The organism is Hyalangium minutum (assembly GCF_000737315.1).
GTDB lineage: Bacteria > Myxococcota > Myxococcia > Myxococcales > Myxococcaceae > Hyalangium > Hyalangium minutum.
Genome location: NZ_JMCB01000032.1, coordinates 43,845 through 69,791, shown reverse-complemented (window position 1 = coordinate 69,791; position 25,947 = coordinate 43,845). Strand labels below are relative to the sequence as shown.

The window sequence follows — 25,947 nt, the reverse complement described above, 5'->3', positions numbered from 1 at the left end:
GGTCCACGGCCCTCTGGACCAGCCCCCACCCCCCACCCCCTCTCCTGCTCCCACCCCCTCTCCCGTCTCGATCACCTATCCTAAGACCGCAGAGGAGTTCCAGGCCTACGTGAACAGTCTTGCGGCACAAGCCCGGCAGGCAAAATACAATGCGGCACTCGCAGAATCACAAGCAGCCATGGCGGCGAACGCGGCCCTGCCACCTCAGCTGTCAGCACCGTCAGAAGCCGCCCTGAGCTACCATGTGCAGGTCGGGTGGTCACACGTCAAGAATCCGCAGGCCAGTGACTTCGCGCGCCTGGTCGACTCCAATGGCGCTCAGCTCTCAAGCTGCCAACCCGAACCCTCGGCTGTTCCTTCCTCATACGGCAATTGCTTCTTGCTCGTGCCGAAGCTGGGCAAGCACATGGTTCAATTGGTTCGCAAGGATCTGACCAAGATCGCCGAGGCCGGCCCGATCACGGTCCGCATGCCGAAGCTCGAGGATTTCTCATACAAGCTGAGTTGCTTCGACCTGGAGCTCAAGGGCACCTCTGTGACAGCAAGGTGCATCGGCCCCGAGCCGTCCGCGCCCGGCGACCGCGGGCCGAAGACCCAGGCGAATACGTACGCCCGGACGCGCGATGACAGCACGATTGCCGACTACACCCAGTGCCTGGATGTCTCCAACAATAACGGCATCCTGGTCTGCAATAAGGAACACCTGGGGGTCACCATCCCGTGATGGTAGCCCTCGTTTGGCATGAGGGACTCCTCTAGCTGACAGTGGTGATGAGGCCGCCTTCGACGCGCAGCGCAGCGCCGTTCGTCGCGGCAGAAAGAGGGCTCGCCAGATAAGCGACCATGCTGGCGAGCTCCTCTGGTTTGATCATCCGCTGCAGGAGCGAGAAGTGAGGTGGAGTCGGCAGGAATCGAACCCTCCGCCCGGAGCTTCGGCCAGTGCACGCACAGCAACTAGGGAGGCAGCACGTGCTTCGTCGGCCTCGTCAATCGGTTCTCCAGCGGCGTTTTCAGCGACCATCACGGGCTGATTCTCCACGCGCAGATAGAGGGCCTCCCTGACCTCAACATCTACTATCACTCTCTCAATGCCACCCACAACTTCGCGGGCGGGACCGTCTTTCGCTCAAAGGGAGGCATGCTGCCCTCTACGAGCCTGAACAGCCACGACACCTCCCTGCGAGGTGCGGTGGGTTTCTCACAACAGCTGTTCAAGGTGATGCTCACACACGATATCAACGTCATTATCCTGGCCGAGGTCGGTCAGGAAGGAGCCAAACAGCTGCTCAAGGGGAGTAAGGCCTTCACCTGGCCACTCCTGAGCACGAAGGAAACAAAGGCGGTCAATGCCATCATAATGGCATACCTTCCTTCTCTCAGCCCAGACTATTCATTCTCGATTCAATCAGCCTCGATAGGCAACGCCGCGCAGATCGTCTTTGGGAAAGGCACCGATTCGGAGGGCAAGCTGTTGGGCTGCCACATCTTGAACAGCATGGCCAATAACTCAAAGGTAGGTACGTTCATGGAGAAGGAAGATGTTTCGGCGGTCTTCGGCGACACCAACCTCTCGACCAAGGGAAGCAGCCTCTCCAGCGGATTCAAGACGATCGAGAGCAATACCAGTACGACGGACGCTCTGACGTTTGATTTTTCGAACAGCGCCAGCGACACGATGTTCGACAAGTTGCTTGTTCGAGTCAGTGAGTGAGCTCTCATTGCACGATGAACAGGCCGCGCAGAGCGGGTTGAGGAGGGTCGTTTCCACGTCATCTTTCGGCCGCAACCAGGCCAGGTAGGGTAAACCGGCTGCCCCTCGCAGCTTCAGGGGAAAAAGAAAACCCCGGCTCGCCAGATGGCGGCCGGGGCCTTGCTACAGCTCTTGCTGCTCTGTGGAGGCGGCGGGAATCGAACCCGCGTCCGAAAGCCTTCGGCCCTTCGACCCTACGTGCGTAGTCCGCGCTTTGCTACGTCCCGCAGGCTCCCACGGACGGGATCCTACGAGCCGGTCCTGGAAAGATCTCGCCACCTCGGGCCCAGGCACCCTCGGCAGCCAGCCCGCATTATGACGGTCCTACCCCACCCCACGGGCCGAGAGCAGGAGGACCGCGCGCTAAGTACTGTTGTTAGGCAGCCAGCGCGAGCTCAACGTTGTCGTTGGCTTTTGTGTCTTTGCCAGCGGTTTTACGAGTCACTGACAGCTCGGCACGCGTCTCGGGCTTCTATGCCCCCGTCGAAGCCAGGTCGCCCCCTTTCGTTCGACCCTTCTACGTTAACCGCTGACGGGGGCACGTCAATCCTCCTGACCCACCCATCCGCTGGTTCTCGCACACACTCCCCAACAGATGGGCTCATGCTTGCCTCCCCTCCAGGGGGCCTTCCGCCGTATAGGGCCCCACCGCCGAGGTTGCCCACCCACCTCGGCCATGAGGTCACCGCATGCACAGGCTCCTCCCGCTCCTTCTGCTCCTGCTGGCCCCGGCCCTGCCGGCCACCGCCCAGCCGAGCACCGAGACGTTCCCCTACCCGCTCAAGGTCGACCGGCTGCCCAACGGCCTCACCGTCGTGCGCGTGCCGTTCCGCTCTCCGGGGCTCGTCGCCTACTACACCGTGGTGCGCGTGGGCTCGCGCAACGAGGTGGAGCCCGGCAAGACGGGCTTCGCGCACTTCTTCGAGCACATGATGTTCAAGGGCACGAAGAAGCACCCCGAAGGCGAGCGCGACCGCATCGTCGCCAGCTACGGCTTCGACGACAACGCCTTCACCACCGATGACTTCACCGTCTACCACTCGTATGGCCCGTCCGCTGGGCTCGACGCGCTCATCGAGCTGGAGGCCGACCGCTTCCGGAACCTCGAGTACGCGGAGCCCTCGTTCCGCACCGAGGCGCTCGCGGTGCTCGGCGAGTACCACAAGAACGAGTCCCTCCCGGAACTGAAGATGGAGGAACAGCTCTCGGGCACCGCCTTCAAGGTGCACCCGTACCGGCACACCACGCTCGGCTTCTACGAGGACATCAAGGCCATGCCCGAGGCCTACGCGTACAGCCGCACCTTCTTCGAGCGCTGGTACACCCCGGACAACACCCTGCTCTTCATCGTCGGGGACTTCGACGACGCGGCCGTCATGCGGCAGATCCGCGAGCAGTACGGCCCGTGGGACCGCAAGCTGGCCCAGGTCACCATCCCCGAGGAGCCCCTCCAGAAGGAGAAGCGCACCACGCACATCGACTGGCCGTCGAGCACCCTGCCCCGCCACGTGCTCGCCTGGCACACGCCCGCGGCCTCGCTCACCACGACCAGCGCAGCCATCCAGGCCGTGCTCGCCGCGTACCTCGCCGGTCCCACCAGCCCGCTCTTCAAGGAGCTCGTGCTGGAGAAACAATGGGTGGAGTCCATCAGCAGCGACAGCTATCCCCGTCGCGATCCGTCCCTCTTCACCCTCACCGCCACGCTAAAGGACGAGCAGAACCGCGCCTCCGTGAACGACGCCTTCACCCGCGCCGTGCGCGAGCTGGCCTCGGGCAAGGTGGACACGGCTCGCGTGAGGGCCATCCAGAGCAACATCCGCTACGGCCTCCTCATGGACCTGGAGGCGCCCAATGACGTGGGCCTGCAGCTCGCCTGGTGTGCCGGGATCTTCGGCACGCCGGATGGACTCGCCCGCCACCTCCAGAACATCTCCAAGGTGCAGCCCGAGCAGCTCGTCTCCTTTGCCAGGCGCTACTTCGCCGACAACAACCTCACCGTCCTCACCCTCACGCCCGCCGCCGGAGGGAAGCCGTAATGAACGCCTTCACCCGAAACCTCGCCGCCGTTGTCTCCTCGCTGTGGCTCGCCGCCTGCGCCAGCTCGCCTCAGCCCACGCCCACGCCCGAGCAGGCCCCGGCTCAGCCCCAGGCCTCCGCACCGGCAGCCAAGGCCCCTGCTCTCGCGCCAGCAGCCCCGCTCTCGCCGGTTCCGGCCACGCCGCTGAAGCAGCCCGCGCCCATGCAGCTCGTCGTCCTGGCCAGCCCGGAGAACCCCATCGTCAGCTTCCGGCTCGTGTTCCGCGCGGGCTCGGTGGATGACCCGGCCGGCAAGGAGGGCCTCACCGCGCTCACCGCCAACGTGCTCGCAGAGGGCGGTACGAGGAAGCTCAGCTCCGCCCAACTGCTGGAGGCCCTCTTCCCCATGGCCGCCACGCTGGACGTGTACCCGGACAAGGAGTTCACCACCTTCTCCGGTCGCGTCCACAAGGACTTCCTGCCGCGCTTCCTGGAGATCTTCACCGACGTACTGCTCGAGCCGCGCTACGACCCGAACGAGTTCGAGCGCTTGCGCACCGACGCCATCAACACCGTCCGCAACCGCTTGCGCAGCGAGAACGATGAGCAGCTCGGCCAGGTGGCGCTCGATGCACTCCTGTTCCGCGGTCACCCTTACGCTCACTTCGTCGGAGGCACCGTGCAGGGGCTCCAGGGCCTCACGCTCGATGACGTGAAGGCCCATGCCCGCCGCGTCTTCACGCAGGACCGGATCGTCATCGGCCTGGCCGGGCCGGTGGACGACAAGCTGAAGCAGTCCATCACCTCGCGCCTGTCCGCCCTGCCCGCCACGGGGGCGCCGCGCGTGGAGCTGCCGCCGGTGCCCGTGCAGCCGGGCCGCGCCGTCATCATCCAGAAGCCCACGCTCTCCACCGCCATCTCCATGGGCTACGCAACGCCACTGCGCCGGGGCGATCCGGACTTCTTCCCGGTGGCCTTCGCGCTCTCGTACCTGGGCGAGCACCGCCAATTCCACGGTGTGCTCTTCAACGAACTGCGCGAGCGCCGCGGCCTCAACTACGGCGACTACGCCTACGCCGAGCACTTCACCGAACAGCCCGGCACCACCTACGCCCGCACCAACATTGCGCGCACGCAGCAGGACATCAGCCTGTGGATCCGCCCGGTGGTTCCCGCCAATGCGTCGTTCGCCACCCACGGAGCCGTCTACTACCTCGACCAGCTCGTGCAGCAGGGCATCTCGCGCGAGCAGTTCGAGCTCATCCGCGGCTTCCTGATGAGCTACACGCGGCTCTGGGAACAGACGGATCAGCGGCGCCTCGGCTACGCCATCGACTCGCTCTTCTACGGCACGCCGAACTTCCTGGAGCAGTACCGCAAGGCGCTCGGGGACATGACGCCCGAGTCCGTCCATGAGGCCGTGCGCCGCCGCCTGCGCCCAGACGCGCTCAGCTTCGCCTTCGTCACCCAGGACGCTCCGGCGCTCGTCAACGCGCTCAAGGCGCCCACGGCGGCGCCGCTCTCTTACGCGTCCGCCAAGCCGCCGGAGCTGCTCGAGGTGGACAAGGCCATCATCCAGCAACCGCTGCCCTTGAAGCCCGAGACCATCGAGGTCTTCTCCGCCAGTTCCTTTATGGAGAAGTAGCGGCAGTGCCCCAGAGCGAAGGCCCCGGCGCCGGCGTGAGCCAGCCCGGGGCCTCCATGCTTCAGCAGGACTCTCCGTCCTCTCATAAATTGCCTGGAAAATTTGCATTCCAACGTATTTTTTTTCGTCCCCTCAACACGGGAGCTATAAGCGGCACCATGCGAGGTCTAGTGTCGCTCCGGCTCACGCTCTTGTGCGTCCTGGCAGTAGGGATGACCGCGAGGGCTGATCACGATCCTTTCAGCCGGAGCTTCGACGCGGTTCCTGTGAAGGCCACCGCGGCGCAGGACAGCGGCATTGCGCTCGAGGGAGCCCGGGCGGCGCCCGTGGGCAGCCTCCGTGCCTCGCTGCTGCTGGATCTCAACCTGAGCATCCTCTCGCTCAAGCTGGGCGAGGAGCAGCTGGGATCTCTGCTCCCCTACCGGCTCGATGCCCACGCGCTGTTCGCCTACCAGGTGCATCCCCGCGTGGAGCTGGGCGTGGACCTCCCGTTCACGGTGATCCAGGGCGACCGGTTCCAACTGCTGCGCGACGCCCTGGCCGCCCCCGACTTCCCGGGCGCGGCGAGCGTGAACCGGCTCGGATTGGGAGATCTGCGCCTGCTGCCGCGCGTGACGCTGTTGGATCCTGCTCAATTCCCCGTGGGCCTGGGCTTCGTGGGCGAGGTCCGGCTGCCCACCGGCGATGGCTTCAGCTTCCTCGGCGAGCGCGGGGTGCTCGTGGCCCCGAGGCTCGCGGTGGAGCGCTCCTTCGGTCCGGTGCGCCTGCTGGGCAACGTAGGCTGGCGCTTCCGGCGCCACGCCCAGTACCTCAACCTCTACGTGGACGATGAGTTCACGCTCGGCGCCGGTGCGGTGGTGGATCTACCGAACGTGGCCCGCCTGAGCGGTATCCAGGCGGTGGCGGAGATGCATCTGTCCACGCCCGCATCCTCGCCCTTCACCTTCAGCCAGGCCGACTCGCTCAAGACTCCGTGGGAGCTGCTGGTGGGCGCGCGCACGCACATTCATGGCCCCTGGGGCCTGGAGCTGAACGTGGGCCGCGGCATCGGCCTGCACGGTGGCTACGGGCGCGAGGCGTTCCGCGTCATGGTCGCTCTGCGCTACGAGGAGACCTTCGTCGACTCGGATGGCGATGGAGTCCCCGACGCGCGCGACAAGTGCCCCACCGAGAAGGAGGATCGCGACGGCCACGAGGATGACGACGGCTGCATCGATCCGGACAACGACGGCGACGGCATCGTGGACGGCGAGGACGGCTGCCCCGACAAGGCAGGGCCCAAGGAGCTCAAGGGCTGCCCAGCGGACACCGACACGGACGGCGACGGCATCCCGGACCACCTGGATGCGTGCCCGAAGAAAGCGGGCCCCAAGGAATACGACGGCTGCCCGGACACCGACGGCGACGAGGTGCCCGACAACGAGGACGAGTGCCCGGACATGTTCGGCCCGCCGGAGAACAACGGCTGCCCCTACGACGCGCCCCCCTACGTGGTCGTCGAGTCCGACCGCATCCGCATCAAGGGCAACATCCTCTTCGAGACCGGTAAGGCGAACATCCGCAAGCAGTCGTTCAAGCTGCTCGATGAGGTGGCCTCGGTGCTCGCGCGCAATCCCGAGCTCGGCCCCGTGCTTATCGAAGGTCACACCGACAACGTGGGTGCACGCGCCCTCAACCTCAGCCTGTCGGATCGTCGCGCCAAGGCGGTGTTGGACTACCTGGTGGCCAAGGGCATCAACCGCAAGCGCCTGCGCTCGCAGGGCTTCGGCTTCGACCGGCCCATCACCACGAACGCCACGCCGCTCGGCCGCGCGAAGAACCGCCGCGTCGAGTTCCGTCTGGTGAAGGACGAGGTGGAGACGCCTCCGCGTGAAGTGCCTGTCCCCACCGTGCCTCCCCCCACGGTTCCCGGGACCACGGCCCCGGCGACTCCGGCCTCCGGGCCGACGCCGGGCCCCACGGCTCCGGGACCGACGCCGGGCCCCACCGCCCCCAAGTCCACGGGCAGTCCGGCGCCAGCGCCGAAGAAGTAAGACGTCCTACTGCTCCTTCAGCGCTTTCTCGATGCGCCGGCGCAGTTGGGGCTCGGACATCATCCCGCGAACGGCGTCGATGACCTTGCCCTCGCGGTTCAGGAAGTAGAGCGTGGGCAGCGCCTCGATACGGAAGGCCATGGCCACCTCGTCGTTGGCGTAGACCACGTAGGGCTCCAGCTCCGGCATGCGCCCCAAGAACTGGCGCACCAGTTCTTCCTTCACGTCGTCGTCATCCCGGCTCGCCGCGACGAACGCGAGCCCCTGGGGCTCGAACTCCTTGGCCAGCTTCACCAGCGAGGGCATCTCCTCCTGGCACGGCGGGCACCACGTGGCCCAGAAGTCGAGCATCACCACCTTGCCGCGCAGATCGCTCATGGCCAGCTTGCCGCCGCCGTAGCGCTCCATCACGAACGAGGGCACCGAACCCTCCGGCGCCAGCTTGCTCCGCTGCGCCTCCATGATCCCCAGGTACAGCACTCCCGCGAGCCCGAACACCGCCGTCAGGATCAGCAGCGCTTTCGACGCCTTCTCGCCCGTGGAAGGGGCCGGTGGCGGAGTGGGAGGAGGAGGAGCACCTGCGGGCGGAGGGTTCGTCACCGGCTCAGTCACGTGTGTCCACTCCTCTTCAAGCCTCGATGCACGAGCGTCAACACCCCGCGCACCCCTGTCCTCACCCTCGGGTGGCGCACCACCCACTCCGCCAGCCCCGGGCCATGACGATAGTAACCACGGATGAACGCCCGGCCGAGCCCATGGCGCCGCAGCACCTCGTCCCGGAACGCCCGGAAGGCCACCAGCTCCGGCGCACCCTCACCGAACGCCGCCGTCGCCAGGAAGCACGAGGCCGCCGGGCTGATCCACATCAGCTTCCCGTTGGTGGCGTTCACCACCACCTTCAGCTCGCGCGCCTCCGTATAGAGGAAGGCCAGCAAGTCTTTCCGCGCCGCGGGGAACTCGGCGCCGCTGGCCTCCTCGAAGTCGATGCGCGCGCTGCTCCCGCCCAGCTCGTCCACCGTGAAGTGGTAGCGGTTGGAGCTGCTCAGCGCCTCCACCTCCAGCGAGCGCAGCTCGCCGAAGTACGCCATGAAGGGCGTGTTGCACGCTGGGCACACGTAGCGGTGGTACGCGTGGCTCGGCGTGAAATCGTAGTCCCCGATGCGCTTGCACCCCGTGTTGGGGCACACCAGCTTCACCTTGGCGTGCGGCGCCTCGCGCGGATCGTACCGGGACTGCCCCGTCGCCTTGTTGAACACCGGCGGCGGAGCCGGAGGCGCCGACATCAGGCTGCGCGTGGGGTGCGCCGCACGCTCCAGCTCCAGCGCCTTGCGCCAGGACGTCTCCGCCTCCGTCAGCCGCCCACTCACCGTGTGGCAGAGCGCCTCCGCGTGCGCCTGCACCGCCGCACGAATGCCATGGGCCGCGGCCGGAGCCTCGGGCTCGGAGGTGACGGCGAACGCCATGGCCAGCACCTTCTCCGCCTCGGGAAGCAGGGCCTCGGCCGCCTTCTGCGCCGGATCATCCGCGCGTTTGTACAAGGGCGGCTCTGGAATGCGCGCGAACAGCGCCGAGGCATCCGCCCTCAGGCGCTCCAACGCCGCCGCCATTCCCTGGCGCCGCACGTCCATCTGCGCCGCCCGCGCCTGGGCGGCCTGAAAGAGTTCTTCGGGCTGCAAGGCCGCGCACATTAGCAGTGACCCAGAAACTGGCCGCCTCCCCTTTTTAGATGTAAGAAAGGGTAGGAGGTTGAAACACATGGGCGTGCTGAAGTTCCTGGTGTGGACAGCGTGCGCGGTGGGGGTGGGCATCTTCCTGGCGACCGGGCAGATCGACGGCCGCACTCCTTTGGATCACATGCAGCGAGCGTGGAAGCGGAACGTGCGCCCCTCGCAGGTGGACCGGATGAGGGACAGCATGGACCGGGTGAAGGATGGGCTGGAGGACGCGCTGGACGAGGCCAAGGACGCGGTGGGCAAGAAGGGCGAGGGCGCCCCGCGCGAGCGCATCACCGCCGAGGACCGTGAAGCAGTGAACCGCATCATTGCCCAGAAGAAGTAAACGGTTTCCCAGGGCCCCTTCGGTCCCGCTTCCGGTTCTTTCCGCCCCTCCTTACGTTCGGGACGTGGTGGAGGGGTGTGGAGGCGGTCCATGGCAAGGGTGCGGAGAGGTGGCGTGCGGCTGCTGCTCGTAGCGTGCACGCTGGTGGTGGCGGGAGTGGGACATGCGGCCGGGGAAGGCAGCGGCCGCGTGTGGCTCGAGGCTCGCAACCACGAGGTACGTGAGCAGCGCTCCAACCTGAGCAAGGTGGCGCGCGCGGCAATGCCCTCGGTGGTCTCCATCACCACCCTGCCGGACAGCACCGAGCCTGAGGCCAGCGGCGAGGAGCCGCAGAAGGGCATCGGCTCCGGCTTCATCATCCATCCGGACGGCTACATCCTGACGAGCGCCCATGTGGTGGAGGGCGCCGGCAACGTGACGATCTCCGTGGACTCTCCGCGCGGCTATCCCGAGACGTACGAGGCCCGGGTGGTGGGCCAGGACCTGCGCACCGACTGCGCGCTCCTGAAAGTCGAGGCGGGCCGGAAGCTGCCCGCGCTGAAGCTCGCGTCGGCCTCCCGGGTGGAGGTGGCGGACTGGATCGTCGTGATTGGCAGCCCGTTCGGGCTGGAGCACTCCGTCACCGTGGGCGTGGTCAGCTACAAGGGCCGTACGGACGTGACGCCCAACGGGCGCCCAGGCGACTACGACTACATTCAGACGGACGCCTCCATCAACCCGGGCAACTCGGGCGGGCCGGTGCTGGATCTGAACGGGGACGTGGTGGCCATCGCCAACGCGGTGAACGTGGCGGGCCAGGGCATCGGGTTCGCGGTGCCCATCGACATCGCCAAGGCGATCCTCCCGCAGCTGAAGACCTACGGCGAGGTGCGCCGGGGCTGGCTGGGCTTCGACGTGCGAGACTTGTCGCCGCAGGTGGCCTCGGAGCTGGGGATGTCTCCCAAGAACCACGGTGTGGTGGTCTGGGCCGTGTCCGAGGGGAGCCCGGCGGGCCGCGCGGGCCTGCGCCCGGGGGACGTCATCGTGAGCATGGATACCGAGCGCGTGGAGAAGGCCTCCAAGCTGAGCTGGCAGCTGGCCGCTCGGGGGGTGGGCAAGAGCGTGGTGCTCCAGGTGCGCCGGGGACAGCAGCCGCTGAAGGTCCGGGTGACGCTGGAGGAGCCTCCTCCCGAGGCGAAGCCCGCCACCACCGTGGCGGCCCGGCGCCCGTCCCCTCGCAAGACCTCCTCCTCGCGGCTCCAGCCGGTGCTGACGGAAGAGGACCTGGAGGACGAGGGGCCCGCCCCCTCCGTGCGGCCGGGCGAGCCCCTGTTGGGCCCCTGACGCCATCCCGTCTCCCTGACGGCCGGGGGCCGGGGCTGCCTCCTCGGTCGCCGCTCAGCTTGCGTTCCCCTCGCGCGGGCGCTACACAGTGCGCCTTTTTCGTGTCCGGGTGGGCCCTTTGTGGTGACGCTCGGGACCGTTTCGCACCAGAGAGAGGAACCCCATGGCCGAGGAAGCCAAGAAGACGAAGACGCTGAAGAAGTGGCCGCGAGTGGCCAAGGCCGGCGGCAAGAAGGCGTGCTCCGTGGCGGGCTGCAAGCGCCCCTACCGCGCCAAGAGCTACTGCTTCTTCCACTACAAGCACTGGCGCCAGGGCGAGCTGCCCCACTCGCGCTACCGCACCTGCTCCAAGGCGGACTGCCGCGCCAAGGTCCTCAAGGGCGGTCTGTGCGAGAAGCACTACGCCGAGACCTACAAGAAGGAGGGCGCGGCGGCGGCCTAGCCCCGTCTCGCCTCGCCTCACCGGGCGCCTCCCCCTCGGATCCTCTGATCTTAAGGAGTGGGGGCGCCCCGCTTCACCGCTCGCTCCAGGTGCTTGAAGGCCGTGAGCCACAGCTCCGCCTCGCGCTGGGTGAGCCGCGCCCGTGACAACGTCAGCTCCAGCTCGTGCAGCACGTGCTCCGGCGCCTGCGGGTTGAGGAACTGCGCCGTGAGCATCGCCTCGCGCATCCGCTGGCTCAGCGCGTTCAGCGTACCGATGCGCGCGCCCGGCTCGAGAGCCGGAGGCACCGGGTTCGTCGCGCCCTCCCGGCCGCACAGATAGAGGAGCACCCCGGCCGCCTGCGCCAGGTTCATCGAGGGCTGCACATCGCTGGTGGGGATGACGAGCACCTCGGCACAGTGAGCCAGCTCCTCGTCGGACAAGCCCCGCTGCTCGCCCCCGAGCACCAGCGCCACCCTCCCCCGTGCGCTCTCCTGCGCCAGCCGTCCCACCGCCTCCTCCGGGGTGAGATACGTCCGTCCCTTGAGCTGGGTGCGAGAGGTGGTGCCAATCGCGTACACGCAGTCGGTGAGGGCCTCGGGCAGATCGCGGGCCACAGCCATGCGGTCCAGCACCGTCTCTCCTTTGACGGCGAGCCGCTCCGCCCCTCGAAAGGAGTAGGTGACGGGGTCGGACAAGATGAGACGGGAGAAGCCGAAGTTGGCCATGACGCGGGCCACCGCGCCGAGGTTCTCTGGGGAACGCGTCTGATGAAGGACGACCGTGAGCTGTTCAGCCAGGCCCATGCCCCCGAGTTTATCTAGCTGCATGGGGCGGTGATCGGTATATTCCAGGCCGATGCGTCGCTGGGTCCCTGGCCTGCTGCTCTCTGTCGTCGTCCTGACCGCCTGTGGCGGGACGGGTACTCCCATGCGCTCGTCGCTGACGGCGCGGCAGGCGCTCACCAGCGCTCCGGAGGCACTCGAGTTCGAGCCGGCCTCCACGCGGCAGGAGCTGTTCCGCGAGCTGGCGCGGCTGTCCGAGCAGGAGGAGGGCCAGGCCGCCCAGGCGCTGGTGCTCTTCCCCATCAGCCACCACGGCGAGCTGGTGGCGGCCCCGGGCTTCGACGCGCGGATGGACCTGCTGCAGGCGCCCGATGCGGGCGGAGTGCTGCAGCTGACGTTCGACGGGCGCACGGGTGAGCACTGGCCTGAGGAGCGCCGTGACAGCCTGCAGGGGCTGTCCGAGCGCGAGTCCTCCGAGCTGGTGGCGCGCACGCTGCTGACCCACTGGGGCATCCAGCAGACGGGCCCGGTGCAGGTGGACCGGGTGTCGGGTGCACCGTACGCGGTGGCATACGTGGACGGCATCCTGCGCATCAACCCGGCTTTCCTGTATCTGGCAGCGGCCTCAGGTCTCGCTTCCACCTCCGCGAACGTCCAGTAGAGTCCGCGCCGCTCCGCACCTCCGCGGAGGCCGAGGCGCCTCGTGAACACGTCCGCTCTCCACGCGCAGCTTTCGCATACCCTCCGGCAGGTGAACCTGCCGACGCTGGGCACGCACTACCAGGGCAAGGTCCGCGACACGTACCGCCAGAAGGACCGGCTCATCCTGGTCACCTCGGATCGGCTGTCCGCGTTTGATCACGTGCTGACGACGATCCCCTTCAAGGGCGAGATCCTCAACCGGCTGGCGACGTTCTGGTTCGAGCGCACGAAGCACGTGGTGCCCAACCACATTCTGGACGTGCCGGATCCGAACGTGACGGTGGCGCGGGCGTGCGAGCCATTCGCCATCGAGATGGTGGTGCGCGGGTACCTCACGGGGAGCCTGTGGCGCGACTACCAGAAGGGCACGCACACGGCCTACGGGCTGCCCTTCCCCGCCGGGCTTCGCAAGGACGAGGTGTTCCCGGAGCCCATCATCACTCCGTCGACGAAGGCGCAGTACGGCCAGCATGACGAGCCGATCTCCGAGGCGGAGATCCTGTCGCGCGGCCTGGCGAGCCCGAGGGACTGGGCTCGTCTGACGGAGGCGGCGAAGGCGCTGTTCGCCGAGGGCCAGAAGTGGGCGCGCACACGCGGGTTGATCCTGGTGGATACGAAGTACGAGTTCGGCAAGGTGGGCGATGACTTGTACGTCATCGACGAGATCCACACGCCAGACTCGAGCCGGTACTGGGTAGCGGACGAGTACGAGGCGCGGTTCACGAAGGGCGAGGACCAGCGGATGCTGGACAAGGAGAACATCCGCCAGTGGCTGATCCGCGAGCGGAACTTCCAGGGCCACGGCACGCCGCCGGTGATTCCCGATGAAGTGCGGGTGGATCTGGCGACGAAGTACCTCACGGCCTACGAGCGGATTACGGGCACGGAGCTGAAGCTGGAGCCGGGCGACGTGCACGCGCGCATCGAAAAGAACCTCCGGGCCGCCGGGTACCTGTAAACCCGAACTCGCAAACGAGGGAGCCCGCCGTGGCGGAACTCAAGACGAAGAAGACCGTGGCCAACGTCGAGGACTTCCTGGCGGGCATCACTCCGGAGAAGAAGCGCCAAGACGCGTCTCCCCACCCTGGCTTTCTCAAAGCCTGAGACTTCAGGACGCGCCGTAAGGGATCCAGTGTCCCTGCTCCCCTTCAAAGAACAGGTGGGCAGGAGCCCTTGGACACGCCGACTGTGCACCTGTGATACGACCCATGGTGCAAGGCCCCTTCCGCATGACGTTGAGTACTCCACACCTCTGCTCGGTCTGCGGCCGCGGTTTTCCTCCAGGAGAATCGGCCTGTCCGGCGCACGGCGTTCCCACGGCTTCTCTGGAAGCCGCTCCGGAAGTGCCGACCACCGGAGACGAGAACGCATTGGTGGGTCAACAGCTCGGCGAGTACCGGGTGAAGCGGTGCATCGGCCGGGGCGGAATGGGTGTCGTCTACGAGGCAGAGCACGTCAGCCTCAACCGGAAGGTGGCGATCAAGCTGCTGCGCGAGGAGCACGCCCGCAGCCCCTACGCGCGCAACCTGCTGAGCGAGGCCCGCGCGGCCAGTGCCATCCAGCACCGGGGCATCATCGACGTGTTTGGCTTCGGCCAGCAGCCGGGCATCGGCCAGTACCTGGTGATGGAGTACCTGGAGGGACAGCCGCTCAGCGAGTTCATGGCGGAGCACGCCCCACTGCCGCCCGCCGAGGCCATCCAGCTGCTCGGCGAGGTGCTCGATGCGCTGTCGGCCGCGCACGCCCAGGGCGTCATCCACCGCGACCTCAAGCCCAGCAACATCTTCATCGTCCGGGAGCAGGATGGCTCCCGCTACATCAAGCTGCTCGATTTCGGGTTGGCCAAGCGCACCACGCCCGACGGCCTGGCCTCGCGCTCGGAGATCATCGTCGGCACTCCGAACTACATGGCCCCGGAGCAGGCGCTGAACGAGGCGGTGGGGCCGAGGACCGACCTGTACGCCGTGGGCGTCATCGCCTTCGAGATGCTCACCCGGCGGCGGCTCTTCGCGGGGCGCTCGAACCTGGAGATGGTGGCCCACCACCTGAAGAGCCCTCCGCCCCGGCCCTCGTTCTACGTGGAGCTGCCGGCGCGGCTGGATGCGCTGATCCTCCGGCTGCTCGCCAAGGAGCCCCAGGCGCGTCCGGCCACGGCCAGTGAGGTCGCCACCGAGCTGAGAGCACTGCTCCCCACGGATGAGAGCACCGGAAAGCCCGCCGCCCTCTCTCCCCTGTTCCAGGCGAAGTACAGCCCCGCCTTCGCCTTCATGGAGGAGCCGACCCAGCAACAGACGCCGCGGGAGCCCGCGTCCTCCAGGCCGCCCTCGCCCTTCACGCCCTACGGGCAGCCCTTCCCAGCCGTGCCGCTCGCACCACCCGAGGTGAGCCGCGCGCGCTGGCACCGAGGTGCTGCCACGAGCGCTGTGCTGGTGCTCCTCGCGGGAGGAGGCGGACTCATGGGCGGCCTGCGCTGGGAACCTGAGCGCTCCCTGGGGCCGGCCATCGCCTCCGCGCAGCCCTCCATGGCCTCACCGCCGCCCGCGAGCCCTTCATCTGCCGCTCAGACCGAGGCCCTGACCGAGGCCCTTCCCCGTCCCTCACCGAGTGAGCCCGCGCTCGCCGAGGAGTCCCCAGCGGCCACGGGGATCCTGCACATCTCGATCAAAGGCGCCTGGGCGGACGTCTGGGTGGACGGAAAGATGCTGGGCCGGGTGCCGCCCCTCCACCGCTACACCCTGTCTGCCGGAGAGCATGAGCTCGAGCTGCGCAGCCCTGGGCTCCCGACACACCCGGATCGGATCGTCATCCCTCCGGGAGGCATCCTGCCCTACACCCGTCAGCTCCAGCCGCCGCCCCCTTCGCGAATGACGCCCACCACCGGTTCGCGGTGACAGCCCAGGCGGGCATCGCCCTCGACCTGGGCCGCTGAGCCGCGCGCTGACATGACAGCTGACACGGCGCTGACATGTCAGCGGCCCTTGGACACACCTCCAGGACGCCTGCCTCCGAGGGAAGCCTTCCTGGCCTGACTCTTGCTTCAGGAATGCCTTTCCGTGATCCACAGAGGCACCGTGACCCAGTACCTCTTTCGACGGGCGACTCCGGCCGACAGCGCGGCAGTCCACCGCCTGCGGGGACAGTTCGTGGAGGAGCTGAACGCGCCGAAGGGAGCGCTCGAGGCGGACTCCTCGCGCAGCGAGTTCATGCTCGTGGAGGCCCTGGAGGGGGCCACCCGGCAGGCCGTGGGGATGATTGGCCTGGTGCACGCCTCCAGCGAACCCTTCATCTTCGAGCGGCTGATCCCGGACGTGTGGCAGCGGCTGGACCTGCCCACGCTGACGGGGTGCTTCGATCTGCGGCGCGAGGACCTGGTGGAGATGGACTGGGGCTACGTGGAGAAACCGTACCGGGGCAAACAGTTGGCCCTGCTGCTGCTAGCCGGGTGCCTGCTCCACGCCCACCGCCGGCGCTACCCGGTGAGCGTGGGCATCGCCAACACCGCCCTCATGGCCCGGCTGCCCGGCGGCATCTTCCGGAGCACGGGGCTGGTGAGCCAGCTCGCGGGCGTACCGTATGAGCTCGGGGCACTATGGCCCGGACAGAGCGCGGCCCTGATGGCCGACGCCGTCCAGGCCGCCTGCGCCATGGACAGCCAGCGGGCGTGGCACCTCGACGTCAGCTGAGGGCGCTACCCGCCGCGGCCAAACACCCGGCGGAAGATGTCGTCCACGTGACGCGTGTGGTAGCCGGTGGAGAAGCAGTCGTTGATCTCCTCGGGCGTCATCATCTTCAGCAGGTCGGCGTCCTTCAGCAGCGACTCGCGGAAGCTGACGCCTTCCTCGTACATCTTCATCGCGTTGCGCTGGACGATGACGTAGGCGGCCTGCCGGTCCATGCCCTTGCGCGCCAGCTCCAGCAGGATGCGCTGCGAGTTCACCACGCCGCCGAGCAGCTCCAGGTTCTTCGCCATCTGCTCGGGATAGACGCGCAGGTTCTCCATGAGCCCAGCGAAGCGGTGCAGCATGAAGTCCATGACGATGGTGGCGTCCGGACCGATGACGCGCTCCACGGACGAGTGCGAGATGTCCCGCTCGTGCCACAGCGCCACGTCCTCCAGGGCGCTCACGGCGTAGCCGCGCAGCAGCCGCGCCAGCCCCGTGAGGTTCTCCGAGAGGATGGGGTTGCGCTTGTGCGGCATGGCGCTCGAGCCCTTCTGGCCCGGGGTGAAGGGCTCCTCCGCCTCGCGCACCTCGGTGCGCTGCAGGTGGCGGATCTCCACCGCGAACTTCTCGATGCTGGCGCCCAGCAGGGCCAGCGCCCCGAAGTACTCCGCGTGCCTGTCTCTCTGGACGATCTGGCTGGAAGCTGGAGCCGGGTGCAGCCCGAGCTTGCGGCACGCGTGCTCCTCCACCGAGGGCGGCAGGTGCGCGAACGTGCCCACCGCGCCGGAGATCTTCCCGACGGCGATGGTCTCCCGGGCGCGCTCGAGGCGGGCGCGGCCGCGGCTCAGCTCGTCGTACCAGATGGCCAGCTTGTGGCCGAAGGTGATGGGCTCGGCGTGGATGCCGTGGCTGCGCCCCATCATCACCGTGTTCTTGTGCTCGAAGGCGCGCTTCTCCACCGCCGCCATCACCCGGGCCAGCCCCTTGAGGATGAGGTCCAGCGCGTCGCGCAGCGTGAGCCCCAGCGAGGTGTCCAGCACATCCGAGGACGTCATCCCCAGGTGCAGCCAGCGCGCGTTCGGGCCGACGCGCTCCTCCATGAAGGTGAGGAACGCAATCACGTCATGCTTCGTGGTGCGCTCGATCTCCTCGATGCGAGCGGCGTCCTCGGGGGTGAAGTCTCCGGCCTTGGCGCGGCAGTCCTCCAGCGCCTCCTTGGGGGCCAGCCCCACCTCCACCATGCCCTCCAGCGCGGCAAGCTCCACGTCGCGCCAACGGCGGTAGCGGGCAACATCGGACCAGAGGGAGGCCATCTCCTGTCGGCTGTATCGAGGAATCACTCGTGGACCTTCACGGGAAAGTCCCGCTTCGCCGCGTAGCGGAGCAGTTCCATCGCGGCGTCGCAGGAGGAGCTCAACTTGCGGGTAGCGGTGAGGCTGATCGCCAGGTCCATGCTCTCGGGCTGCGCCACCGCCATCGCGCCCGGGTTCACCTTCTCATGGATGATGCGGTTGGCCAGCCGCCCCGCCTGCTGGCCGATGGCGGTGGGGCTCGGGGCCAGGGCGAGCGTGGCGCCCTCCTTCACCTGGCTGGAGGTGAGCGCCACCAGGGGGAGCTTCTGCTCGGAGGCAAAGGCGATGAGCGCCTGGACGACGGCGGCGTTGCCCACCGTCTTGTCGGCCACCATCAACAGGGCGTCCACCTTGCCGGCGGCCGCGCCCAGCACCTTCTCCACGCGGGCCTGAGCCTCCACCTCCAGTGGGACGATGGTGAGCCCCAGTCCGCTGGCGGCCTCCTGCGCCGTCTGCACCTGCCTCGCGGAGAAGCGCGGATCATGGAGCATGCCCACCCGCTTCACCTTGGGAGACAGGGCCTTGAGCGCGCCGAGCTCCGGGGTGTAGTCGCTCGTGAGCGAGATGCCGGTGACGTTGGGGCCCTCCAGGCCGTACTTCTCGAAGTAGGGCACCATGACGAAGAGGACGGGGATGTCCTCGCCCAGGGAGCGGCGCGCCGCGTTGGCGGCCAGCGGCCCGATGGCCAACACCAGGGCCGGTTTCTGCATCGCCAGCGTCTTGAAGAGCCGGGCAGCGGCGGAGGAGCTCTCGTCGAGCATCACCTCCTGCACGTCGGCATCGGCCTCGGCACGGAAGCCGGCCACCACGGAGGCATAGGGCGCCAGCAAGGCGGACTTCACGGCCACCACCTTGCGGCGGCCCTGAGCGCTGGCCAGTCCTGGCAGCAACAGCGCGAGCAGCAATGCGAGCCCAACGTTCCTCATTGCAGGACGTCCGCGCAGCAGCGGAAGCCCACGGTGGGCTTGCGCTCCGTGGGGACTCCCTTCATCCGCGCCGAGCAGCGCACGGCATGGACGGACCGGTCGTACGCCCCACCCTTCTGGGTCTTGCTCGAGAGGCTGTCCCCAAAGTCCGAGGCCGTCCACTCGGCCACGTTCCCGGAGAGGTCCGCCACGGCGTAGGCCGAGCGGCACTGCGGGAAGCGCCCGCCCTCGGCCAGTTCTCGATCGCGGCCCTGCGCGTCGTCGGTGTTGCACACGTTCGCGTCGAACTCGTTCCCATAGGGAAAGCGCGCATTGCCTGGGCCCTTGCATGCCTTCTCCCACTGGTCCTCCGTGCAGAGCCGCTTGCCCACGCTCGCGCAGGACTGCTTCGCCTCATCCCAGTTCACGCCGACGGTGGGCAGCCCCCCTGGCTTGTTGGGGAACTCGTACTCGTCGATGCAGAACGAGGGCACCTGCACGTTCTCCAGCGGGCGCTCGTCGAACATCTTGTCCGGGTCATCCTGCGCCACGCCCCGCTTGAAGGCCCCTCCGCTCACCAGCTTCATGCCGGGGGGGCACTTGCCCGCGGGGGCCATGGGGTCGTGCACCTCGGGCTCCGCGGGAGGCGGCAGGGCCTCGCGCGGCTCGGACGGGGGCGTGGGAGCCGTCACGGTGCCCGAGCCATCTTCCGCTTGCTGCGAGCGCAGGTGCTTGAGCACCAGGTAGCCCACACCCGAGCCAATCGCCAGCCCCGCCAGCGTCAGCAGCACGAGCCACACGGCGGACATGGGCCGCTTCTCCACACGCTTCACGGGCTGACGGGGAGCGGGCGGCTGAGCGCGCGGGGGCGGACGAAGCGCTGTCACGGCCTGGGCCGGATCCGTGGGCTGGTCCTCGATGCCCTGAGCATGAAGAGAGGGCGTGGACGCAGCCGAGGCCCGGCCCACCGGCCCCGTGTTTCCCCCGGAAGGCTTGATGACAGGGCGCTGCGCGGTCACGGCCTTCGCGACGGCGGGGGACGCGGCCATGATCTGGGCCAGCATGTCCGCGTCCATCGGCTGGGTGGCGTCGACGGGGGGCTCCTCCTTCGAAGGAGCCTTGGGCACCGGTGGCGACACGCTGGCGATGGGAAGCTGATCCGTGGGGACGGGCGGCGGCGGCTTCTCGGCGCTGCGAGCCGCGTGCGTCAATGCCGAGCTGCCCAGGGGCTGTGCGTGCCGGGAGATCCTGTTCGAGCCGCCCGGGCCCTTGGCGACGATAGAGGAGAACTCGGCGGCGAACTCGCCCGCGGACTTCGGGCGGGCCAGCGGGTTGGCGTTGAGCGCGCGCCGGTAGAGGGCTTCGAAGGCAGGCGGGAGGTCCGGGTTCTTCATCAGAACCTCGGGGATGCCATCCGCGTCCGGCATGAGCCCGGTGAGCATCTCGCCCACGATGACCGCGAGCGAGTAGATGTCCATGTGCGCGTCGATCTCGCTGCCCGACACGTACTCGGGAGCGATGTAGGCCTCGGCGCGGTAGCCCTTCTGAGCCTGGACGAAGGGAGGCCGGGGAATGCCCAGGGAGAGCCCGTAGTCGGTCACCTTGAGCACGTCCGGCAGGACGATGATGTTCTCGGGCTTGAGGTCCGAGTGTGGCCCGTAGCGGTGGGCGCCATCGAGCGCATCGGCGATCTGGCCGAGCAGCGGCTCCACCTCGCGCAGCGTGAAGGGCTGGCCCTTGGCCACCCGCATCTCCATCATCCGCCGCAGCGTCATCCCCTCGATGAGCTGGGAGGTGAAGAAGGGCCGGTCCCCGTCGAAGCCCTCCTCGTAGACGCGCGACAGGTAGGGGTGGCTGAGCTTCTTGCCGACCTTGAGGACCAGGGAGAACTGGGTGCGCTCCTCGGGCTCCTGGAGCAGCCGGGGGTTGATCGCCTTGAGGGCGACCTCCACGTCATGCTGCTGATCCATCGCCCGGAAGACGTAGCCCACGGGCCCTGCGCCCATCATCTCGAGGATGGAGAAGCGCGAGTGAATGACGTCCCCGGGCTTGTAGGGCGCGCCCTCGATGCTCCCCCTCCGGCGCGCGGACGGACTCGCAGCCTGCCTGGCCGCCGCGTCGTACTTCTGACCGCAGGTGGGACAGGTATCGCTCGAATCAGGGACGTGGCTGCCGCAGCGGTAGCAGAGCACGAGGGATGGGCTCCAGGTCCTTCCAGGGGCCGGGTGCTGCTGGCCCACTCCCTCTTATCCTGCCCCCTCCCAGACCAGCAAGGAACGAACCATCATCGGCCGGTGGATCCGAACCCACCCTCCCCCCGGGGGGTGGTGTCCAGGACGGAGACCTCCTGTAGCTCCGCTGTCGTGACAGGAGCCACCACGAGCTGGGCGACTCGGTCGCCTCGACGAAGGGTGAAGGGCTCCTGGGAGAGGTTCACCAGGATGGCATGGACCTCTCCCCGGTAGTCTGCATCGATGGTACCCGGCGAGTTGAGCATGGTGACGCCGTGCTTGAGCGCCAGCCCGGAGCGGGGGCGCACCTGTGCTTCGTAACCGGGAGGTAACGCCAGGGCGAGCCCGGTGGGGACGGCCATGCGCTCCAGGGGCTGAAGCGTCCGCTCGCCATCGATATCCGCCCTCAAGTCCATGCCCGCGGCCAGGGCCGTCTCGTACTGGGGGAGCGGCAGAGGATCGGGATGGTTGGGACGAACGCGGAGGACCTGGAGGGTCAAGCGAGCGGACATGGCGCCCGGGAGTAACACGGGCGCCAGGGTCCGTCAGCAGAGATGCTGTCGAGGATCAACCCGCCTTGGGAAGGATCCAGTTCGAGTTCAATGGAACGGCGTACCCGGCCGAGACCATGGCATCCTGGATGGCGTGGCCCATGGCGTCCTGCACCGCGTTGGCGTGCTGGGGACGGCACCAGGCCTGGACCGCGAGCACGGGCCCGGCCAGCGCGAACTCCGCGATCTCGATGGAGACGGCCGGCTCGGCCAGCACGTCCGGGGCCTTCGCGACATGCTCGGCCAGGGCGCGCTTGACGGACGCGATGTCGCTGCCGTGGATGACCGGCACCTTGATGGTGAGTCGGCGGTGGGGGTGGTGGCTGAAGTTGGTGATGTTGCCGCCAAAGAGCTGACCGTTGCCGACGAAGATGCGCAGGTTGTCCTGCGTGTCGATGGCGGTGACGAACAGGCCGATCTCGTGCACGACACCGCTGACGTCGGCTGCGTTGATCTCATCGCCCACCTGGAAGGGGCGGAGGACGAGCAAGAAGATGCCCGCAGCGAAGTTGCCCAGCAGCCCGGCCCACGCCGAGCCGATGGCGATGCCCGCCGCGGCCAGCAGCGCGGCGAACGAGGTGGTCTCGATGCCGATCAGCCCCAGCAAAGCGAGCAGCAGGAGAATGGTGAAGATGCCGGAGAAGAGGGATTCGACGTAGCGGATCAGCGTCGCGTCCAGCTTGCGCTTTTGCAGCGTCAGGGACAGCACGCGCCGGAAGCCGCTGATAATCGCACGTCCTACGAACCACAGGATGAAAGCGCCGCCCATTTTGAGAAAGAAGGGCAACGCCTCGGTCAGCGCGAGGGACTGGAACTGCTTGACGAGATCTTCCATGACGGGGGTTCTCTGCGAGTGACAGTGAAGTGGCCGACAGTTCTAGCGGTGCTTCCGGGGGATTAGCAAACGCGGTGCCCCCAGCCTGCCGCCCTGCTCTCCTGGCAAGGGGGGCGCAGCTGACATGTCAGCGCCAGGGACTGACATGTCAGCGCCAGGGACTGACATGTCAGCGTCCCCTCCCACGGCCTCATGAAACGCGCCCCGTGCTCAAGGGCGCGAGCCGGCAGCCACGGGGAGCGAGCCCCTGCGGAAGCGCAGCGGATCCACGGGCTGCGAGGCCAGCTCGAGCTGATAGTGGAGGTGGGGCCCAGTAGAGCGGCCCGTGTTGCCCGAATGCGCGATGAGCTCGCCCCGCTTCACGCGCTGCCCCACCTTCACGAGCAACTCCGAGTTGTGGCAGTAGGCCGTCGACACGCCCCGGCCGTGGTCGATGATGAGCACCCGGCCGTTCACGGAATCCTCGCTCGCGCGGCGCACCACACCGTCATCCACCACGTGCACCTGAGTGCCCTGGGGCACGCTCAGGTCAACGCCCGTGTGCAGCTTGCGGTAGCCCAACGTGGGGTGGACCCGGTAGCCGAAGGGACTGGCGACACGCGTGTTCTCCGGCACGGGCCACGCCAGCCCGAACGCGGTGGTGAGCGCGAGCGCCTGGTTCGCGGCCACCTGCGCGTCCTCGAATCCGGGAGGGAGCTGCCGCGCCAACTGCTCCAGCGTGGGCGAGCCCCCCTCCGCCGAGACGCGCTCCAGCGCATAGCGCGCGGGGATGCGTCCGGCGAACACGGCGGTGAGGCGAGCCTCCTCGCTCGGGAACTCTCCCTCCAGCGTCTCCAGGAGCTTGCGCGCGGTGACGGGGCCCTTCGCAGCATCCAGCAGCGCCTCGGAGGACAGGCCCAGCTCGGCGGCCAGCGCCAGAGCGGGCTTCTGCGCCTTCGGCTGCAGGCCCTTCAGCGCGAGGTGCGTCCCATAGGCCAGCGCGCCCGCCTCGGAGATGGGCCGCACCAGGGGTACCTCGGGAACGAGCGCGGAGGTGGTGACGCCAGTGCTGCTCACCCCGTCGTAGTAGGCCAGCAAGGGGCGGGCGGTGCTCCGGGTGTTGAAGGCCCAGGCCGAGGCCCGCCGCACCAGCGCACCCGCGGGCGTGTGGTGGTACGCCGTCCAGAGGCACAGCGAGGCCATCAGGAAGTCGAGCAGGCCGCGTGCGTTACGAGAGAACACGAGGCCACCTCACCGCCAGAAGGAGAGGACAGGAGACGCATCCAGCGCCGCGGCGAGTGCCAGGGGCACCGCCAGCGCCGAGCCCACGAGCCCATACGAGAAGGCCTTCCACCGGCCGCGAATGTTCTCCTCGGAGACGGTGTCCGCGTGCTGCAGGTTTCGCAGCACCGCGCGCCACCCGAGCGTCGCGAGAATGCCCACCAGCGCCCCGAGCGCCAGGCCTCTTGCCGCCGCGTCCGCCGCGCCCTCCCCCAGCAGCCCGCGCCAGGACAGATACACCGTGCCCTGGACGAGCCGGGCCACCGCGCACGCTCCCGCGACGACGACGCCCGCCGTGGCGAGCGGCCGCGTCCAGCGCAGCGTGGTGGGCTTCTCCCAGAAGCGCGCGAAGAGCTGACGCCAGGTGGGACGCGTGTCCTGTGCGAGGTACTTCCTCCAGGGCTCCTCCTCGGTGTGCTTCGACTCGCGGTAGCCGAGCGCCGGCAGGGCCAGCACCAGATCCACGGCCAACTCCCACGCCAGGGCCAGGCCCCGGGCAATCTGGGTGCGCTCCTCCAGCGAGATGAGGTCCACCAACCCCTCGGTGAAGGTGGCGGAGCCCACGAGCCGGTCAAACGCGGCGTCCAGCATGTCCACCAGCGACAGCAGCCGCTCGTCCAGCGTGTCCGCGGCGGCGTGGACCCCCACGGCGATGAGGGCCAACAGCCCCAGGGGCATGAAGGCCCAGCGGAAGCCGCCGATGAAGCGCGACACCCCCGAGAGAGGGCCGGACGGCGAGGCGGGAGGCGTCAGCGGGCGCAGGGACAAGGAAGCTCCACTTCAGGGAGGGCTCGGATTGCAACGCACAGGCCCCTTCCCCGATCTTTCCCTGTCTCCTGCCCGACACCAAGCCGCACGCCCCGTGAAAAAACCAAGCCCCCTGGAGAACTCCTTGGCAGTTCTGTTAAGTTGATGACGCTTTCCCCCGTCCCCTGGGTAATGCAGGGGCCGTGTCACGGGACCGTAAAATGTAAGCCATGCAAGACACGCCTGGCACTGACTCGCCCCCACTCGGTGCAACGGCGCTCCTCTCACGAGAGGCGCGCTCTGCGTGGAAGTTAGGCCCTGGCTCTCTGGCCGGCGAGTACGTACTGCGGTCAGTGGTGGGCCTCGGGGGCCATGGCGCCGTGTTCGAGGCGGAGCATCGCATCCTCGGGCGGCGCGCAGCGGTGAAGGTGCTGCACTCCCATCTCACGGACAAGGGCGAGATGTTGCAGCGCTTCGTGCGTGAGGCGCAGGTCATCAACAAGATCCGCCACCCGAACATCGTTGACATTCACGACTTTGGCGTTCTGCCGGATGGCAGTCCTTACTACGTGATGGAGCTGCTGCCGGCGCGGACCCTCACTCACCTGCTGCTGGAGCGAGGCCGCTTCACCCCGGCCCGCGCGTTGGAGTTCCTGGAGCCCGTCTGCGCCGCGCTGGAGGCGGCCCACGAGAAAGGCGTGGTGCACCGGGATCTCAAGGCGAGCAACGTGGCGGTGGTCTCCGATGGAGAGCCGCCGCAGGTGAAGCTGCTCGACTTCGGCATCGCGAAGATCATCCACCCCGAGCCCGGGCAGCCCGGCCTGACGACGGATGGCCAGCGGCTGGGCACCACCCATGCGATGTCACCCGAGCAGATCCGCGGAGGCACCATTGGTCCCTATACAGACATCTACGCGCTCGGGGTGCTGCTGTACCGGATGCTGACGGGCCACTACCCCTTCCAGTCGGAGAATCGGCTGGAGGTGGAGCGCATGCACCTGGAAGTTCCTCCTCCCCGGCCCAGCGCCCTCGTCCCCGTGTCCCCCGCGGTGGATGCGGTGGTGCTGCGGTGCCTGGAAAAGGAAGCGAGCCGGCGCTTCCAGACGGTCACCGCCCTGATCGCCGCGCTCCGCGACGCGGTGGCTCCCGGGGCTGCCATCCAGAATCCCACGGGCAGCCGGAGCGCCCGCGCCTTCGTCCTTCATGCGGAGGCCGTCATCTCCGAAGGAGCCGAGGACGATGCGGCCTACAGCACCGTGAGTGACGTGCTCGACGCGCTGGAGCAGGAGCTGCGCGACACGGGCTTCATCCTCGCCGAGCAGACGGGGATGACGTTGCTGGGAGTTCGTCTGCTCGATGAATCCCCCGAGGTGGAGCCGTCCGCGCTGTTGGCCGTAGCGCGAGAGCTTCATCAACATGCACAGACACGGGTAGCCGAATCGCGTGTGAATGTTCATGTCTGTGTTCACGTGGGACAGGTCGAGGCGCATGGAGACGCGGATGGCATTGAGATCACCGGCGGTCCCTTGGCGGACACCGCTGGCTGGGTTCTCAGGGATGCCAGCGGCTTCTCTCTGACGCACGACGCACGACGCACCTGCTCTGGTTGAGCAGACTGCAGTAGCACCTCTGCGTAAGCAGAGTCATGGCAGTACTGGGGGGTCAGATGAC

General features: G+C 67.9%; 24 protein-coding genes and 1 other RNA gene. 13 read left to right on the top strand and 12 right to left on the bottom strand.

The window, feature by feature from the left end; genetic code table 11:
• Positions 1-724, top strand: a 724-nt coding sequence (locus DB31_RS43235; protein WP_205628665.1) for a hypothetical protein, incomplete at its 5' end; no start/stop codon positions are given.
• Positions 725-755: 31 nt separating this feature from the next.
• Here the strand turns inward: DB31_RS43235 and DB31_RS49465 are convergent.
• Positions 756-881 carry an SDR family oxidoreductase gene (locus DB31_RS49465; RefSeq protein ID WP_338034362.1) on the bottom strand — a complete coding sequence of 42 codons (126 nt, stop codon included), beginning with the start codon at positions 879-881 and terminating at the stop codon, positions 756-758.
• A gap of 257 nt (positions 882-1,138) precedes the next feature.
• On the opposite strand from DB31_RS49465, the gene DB31_RS43230 reads away from it, so the two are divergent.
• Complete coding sequence (locus DB31_RS43230; protein ID WP_044199585.1) at positions 1,139-1,711, top strand: hypothetical protein; 573 nt, start codon at positions 1,139-1,141, stop codon at positions 1,709-1,711.
• A gap of 179 nt (positions 1,712-1,890) precedes the next feature.
• On the opposite strand, the gene ssrA is transcribed toward DB31_RS43230, so the two are convergent.
• Positions 1,891-2,252, bottom strand: a transfer-messenger RNA (tmRNA) gene (gene ssrA, locus DB31_RS46150).
• Between the two features lie 187 nt (positions 2,253-2,439).
• Between ssrA and DB31_RS43225 the strand changes: the two genes are divergently transcribed.
• The 3 genes from DB31_RS43225 (at position 2,440) to DB31_RS43215 (ending at position 7,444) form a co-directional block, all read left to right on the top strand.
• The gene (locus tag DB31_RS43225) at positions 2,440-3,786 is read left to right on the top strand and encodes a M16 family metallopeptidase (RefSeq protein WP_044199582.1); all 1,347 of its coding nucleotides are present in this window, start codon (positions 2,440-2,442) and stop codon (positions 3,784-3,786) included.
• Positions 3,786-5,411, top strand: coding sequence for a M16 family metallopeptidase (locus DB31_RS43220; protein WP_044199579.1), 1,626 nt, complete (start codon positions 3,786-3,788; stop codon positions 5,409-5,411). Before DB31_RS43225 ends, DB31_RS43220 begins: the two co-directional genes overlap by 1 nt.
• Before the next feature lie 212 nt (positions 5,412-5,623).
• Entirely contained in the window at positions 5,624-7,444 is a 1,821-nt protein-coding gene (locus DB31_RS43215; RefSeq protein ID WP_169787171.1) for an OmpA family protein, read from the top strand.
• Between the two features lie 6 nt (positions 7,445-7,450).
• On the opposite strand, the gene DB31_RS43210 is transcribed toward DB31_RS43215, so the two are convergent.
• Entirely contained in the window at positions 7,451-8,056 is a 606-nt protein-coding gene (locus DB31_RS43210) for a TlpA family protein disulfide reductase (protein WP_420806754.1), read from the bottom strand.
• Positions 8,053-9,120 (bottom strand): CFI-box-CTERM domain-containing protein, encoded by a 1,068-nt coding sequence (locus tag DB31_RS43205; RefSeq protein WP_240487270.1) that lies wholly within the window; start codon positions 9,118-9,120, stop codon positions 8,053-8,055. The genes DB31_RS43210 and DB31_RS43205 overlap by 4 nt, the downstream gene beginning before the upstream one ends.
• A gap of 79 nt (positions 9,121-9,199) precedes the next feature.
• Between DB31_RS43205 and DB31_RS43200 the strand changes: the two genes are divergently transcribed.
• The 3 genes from DB31_RS43200 to DB31_RS43190 all read left to right on the top strand — a co-directional run bounded on the left by DB31_RS43200 (position 9,200) and on the right by DB31_RS43190 (position 11,267).
• Positions 9,200-9,502, top strand: coding sequence for a hypothetical protein (locus DB31_RS43200; protein WP_044199575.1), 303 nt, complete (start codon positions 9,200-9,202; stop codon positions 9,500-9,502).
• Between the two features lie 90 nt (positions 9,503-9,592).
• Positions 9,593-10,825 carry a S1C family serine protease gene (locus tag DB31_RS43195; protein WP_044199572.1) on the top strand — a complete coding sequence of 411 codons (1,233 nt, stop codon included), beginning with the start codon at positions 9,593-9,595 and terminating at the stop codon, positions 10,823-10,825.
• A gap of 163 nt (positions 10,826-10,988) precedes the next feature.
• The gene (locus tag DB31_RS43190; RefSeq protein WP_044199570.1) at positions 10,989-11,267 is read left to right on the top strand and encodes a hypothetical protein; all 279 of its coding nucleotides are present in this window, start codon (positions 10,989-10,991) and stop codon (positions 11,265-11,267) included.
• A gap of 50 nt (positions 11,268-11,317) precedes the next feature.
• Here the strand turns inward: DB31_RS43190 and DB31_RS43185 are convergent, their stop codons facing one another.
• Positions 11,318-12,052, bottom strand: a complete 735-nt coding sequence (locus DB31_RS43185; protein ID WP_044199567.1) for an RNA methyltransferase — start codon at positions 12,050-12,052, stop codon at positions 11,318-11,320.
• A gap of 52 nt (positions 12,053-12,104) precedes the next feature.
• On the opposite strand from DB31_RS43185, the gene DB31_RS43180 reads away from it, so the two are divergent.
• From DB31_RS43180 to DB31_RS43165, 4 genes are all read left to right on the top strand, one after another.
• Positions 12,105-12,692, top strand: coding sequence for a hypothetical protein (locus DB31_RS43180; protein ID WP_044199565.1), 588 nt, complete (start codon positions 12,105-12,107; stop codon positions 12,690-12,692).
• A 42-nt stretch (positions 12,693-12,734) separates the two neighbouring features.
• Positions 12,735-13,691, top strand: a complete 957-nt coding sequence (locus tag DB31_RS43175) for a phosphoribosylaminoimidazolesuccinocarboxamide synthase (RefSeq protein WP_044199561.1) — start codon at positions 12,735-12,737, stop codon at positions 13,689-13,691.
• Between the two features lie 385 nt (positions 13,692-14,076).
• Positions 14,077-15,624: a serine/threonine-protein kinase gene (locus tag DB31_RS43170; protein WP_169787170.1), complete on the top strand. Its 1,548-nt coding sequence runs from the start codon at positions 14,077-14,079 to the stop codon at positions 15,622-15,624.
• Between the two features lie 162 nt (positions 15,625-15,786).
• Positions 15,787-16,416 carry a hypothetical protein gene (locus DB31_RS43165; RefSeq protein ID WP_044199558.1) on the top strand — a complete coding sequence of 210 codons (630 nt, stop codon included), beginning with the start codon at positions 15,787-15,789 and terminating at the stop codon, positions 16,414-16,416.
• 5 nt (positions 16,417-16,421) lie between these two features.
• Here DB31_RS43165 and purB read toward each other — a convergent pair whose 3' ends face one another.
• The 7 genes from purB to DB31_RS43130 all read right to left on the bottom strand — a co-directional run bounded on the left by purB (position 16,422) and on the right by DB31_RS43130 (position 24,297).
• Positions 16,422-17,735, bottom strand: a complete 1,314-nt coding sequence (purB, locus tag DB31_RS43160; RefSeq protein WP_044199555.1) for an adenylosuccinate lyase — start codon at positions 17,733-17,735, stop codon at positions 16,422-16,424.
• The gene (locus DB31_RS43155) at positions 17,732-18,673 is read right to left on the bottom strand and encodes an ABC transporter substrate-binding protein (RefSeq protein WP_083969234.1); all 942 of its coding nucleotides are present in this window, start codon (positions 18,671-18,673) and stop codon (positions 17,732-17,734) included. The genes purB and DB31_RS43155 overlap by 4 nt, the downstream gene beginning before the upstream one ends.
• Complete coding sequence (locus DB31_RS43150) at positions 18,670-20,844, bottom strand: SUMF1/EgtB/PvdO family nonheme iron enzyme (RefSeq protein WP_044199551.1); 2,175 nt, start codon at positions 20,842-20,844, stop codon at positions 18,670-18,672. The genes DB31_RS43155 and DB31_RS43150 overlap by 4 nt, the downstream gene beginning before the upstream one ends.
• A gap of 92 nt (positions 20,845-20,936) precedes the next feature.
• Complete coding sequence (gene dut / locus DB31_RS43145; protein WP_044199549.1) at positions 20,937-21,395, bottom strand: dUTP diphosphatase; 459 nt, start codon at positions 21,393-21,395, stop codon at positions 20,937-20,939.
• 55 nt (positions 21,396-21,450) lie between these two features.
• Complete coding sequence (locus tag DB31_RS43140) at positions 21,451-22,269, bottom strand: mechanosensitive ion channel family protein (RefSeq protein WP_044199547.1); 819 nt, start codon at positions 22,267-22,269, stop codon at positions 21,451-21,453.
• 210 nt (positions 22,270-22,479) lie between these two features.
• Entirely contained in the window at positions 22,480-23,490 is a 1,011-nt protein-coding gene (locus DB31_RS43135) for a M23 family metallopeptidase (RefSeq protein ID WP_240487269.1), read from the bottom strand.
• A gap of 9 nt (positions 23,491-23,499) precedes the next feature.
• Complete coding sequence (locus DB31_RS43130; protein WP_044199544.1) at positions 23,500-24,297, bottom strand: hypothetical protein; 798 nt, start codon at positions 24,295-24,297, stop codon at positions 23,500-23,502.
• Positions 24,298-24,506: 209 nt separating this feature from the next.
• On the opposite strand from DB31_RS43130, the gene DB31_RS43125 reads away from it, so the two are divergent.
• Entirely contained in the window at positions 24,507-25,886 is a 1,380-nt protein-coding gene (locus tag DB31_RS43125; protein WP_044199541.1) for a serine/threonine-protein kinase, read from the top strand.
• The last annotated feature ends 61 nt before the right edge of the window (positions 25,887-25,947 follow it).

Coding starts and splice junctions, on each gene's coding strand:
- DB31_RS43200 (WP_044199575.1), top strand. CDS start 9,200: ATGGGCGTGCTGAAGTTCCTGGTGTGGACAGCGTGCGCGGTGGGGGTG.
- DB31_RS43190 (WP_044199570.1), top strand. CDS start 10,989: ATGGCCGAGGAAGCCAAGAAGACGAAGACGCTGAAGAAGTGGCCGCGA.
- DB31_RS43215 (WP_169787171.1), top strand. CDS start 5,624: ATGACCGCGAGGGCTGATCACGATCCTTTCAGCCGGAGCTTCGACGCG.
- DB31_RS43225 (WP_044199582.1), top strand. CDS start 2,440: ATGCACAGGCTCCTCCCGCTCCTTCTGCTCCTGCTGGCCCCGGCCCTG.
- DB31_RS43155 (WP_083969234.1), bottom strand. CDS start 18,673: ATGAGGAACGTTGGGCTCGCATTGCTGCTCGCGCTGTTGCTGCCAGGA.
- dut (WP_044199549.1), bottom strand. CDS start 21,395: ATGTCCGCTCGCTTGACCCTCCAGGTCCTCCGCGTTCGTCCCAACCAT.
- DB31_RS43185 (WP_044199567.1), bottom strand. CDS start 12,052: ATGGGCCTGGCTGAACAGCTCACGGTCGTCCTTCATCAGACGCGTTCC.
- DB31_RS43195 (WP_044199572.1), top strand. CDS start 9,593: ATGGCAAGGGTGCGGAGAGGTGGCGTGCGGCTGCTGCTCGTAGCGTGC.
- DB31_RS43125 (WP_044199541.1), top strand. CDS start 24,507: ATGCAAGACACGCCTGGCACTGACTCGCCCCCACTCGGTGCAACGGCG.
- DB31_RS43220 (WP_044199579.1), top strand. CDS start 3,786: ATGAACGCCTTCACCCGAAACCTCGCCGCCGTTGTCTCCTCGCTGTGG.
- DB31_RS43180 (WP_044199565.1), top strand. CDS start 12,105: ATGCGTCGCTGGGTCCCTGGCCTGCTGCTCTCTGTCGTCGTCCTGACC.
- DB31_RS43230 (WP_044199585.1), top strand. CDS start 1,139: ATGCTGCCCTCTACGAGCCTGAACAGCCACGACACCTCCCTGCGAGGT.
- DB31_RS43140 (WP_044199547.1), bottom strand. CDS start 22,269: ATGGAAGATCTCGTCAAGCAGTTCCAGTCCCTCGCGCTGACCGAGGCG.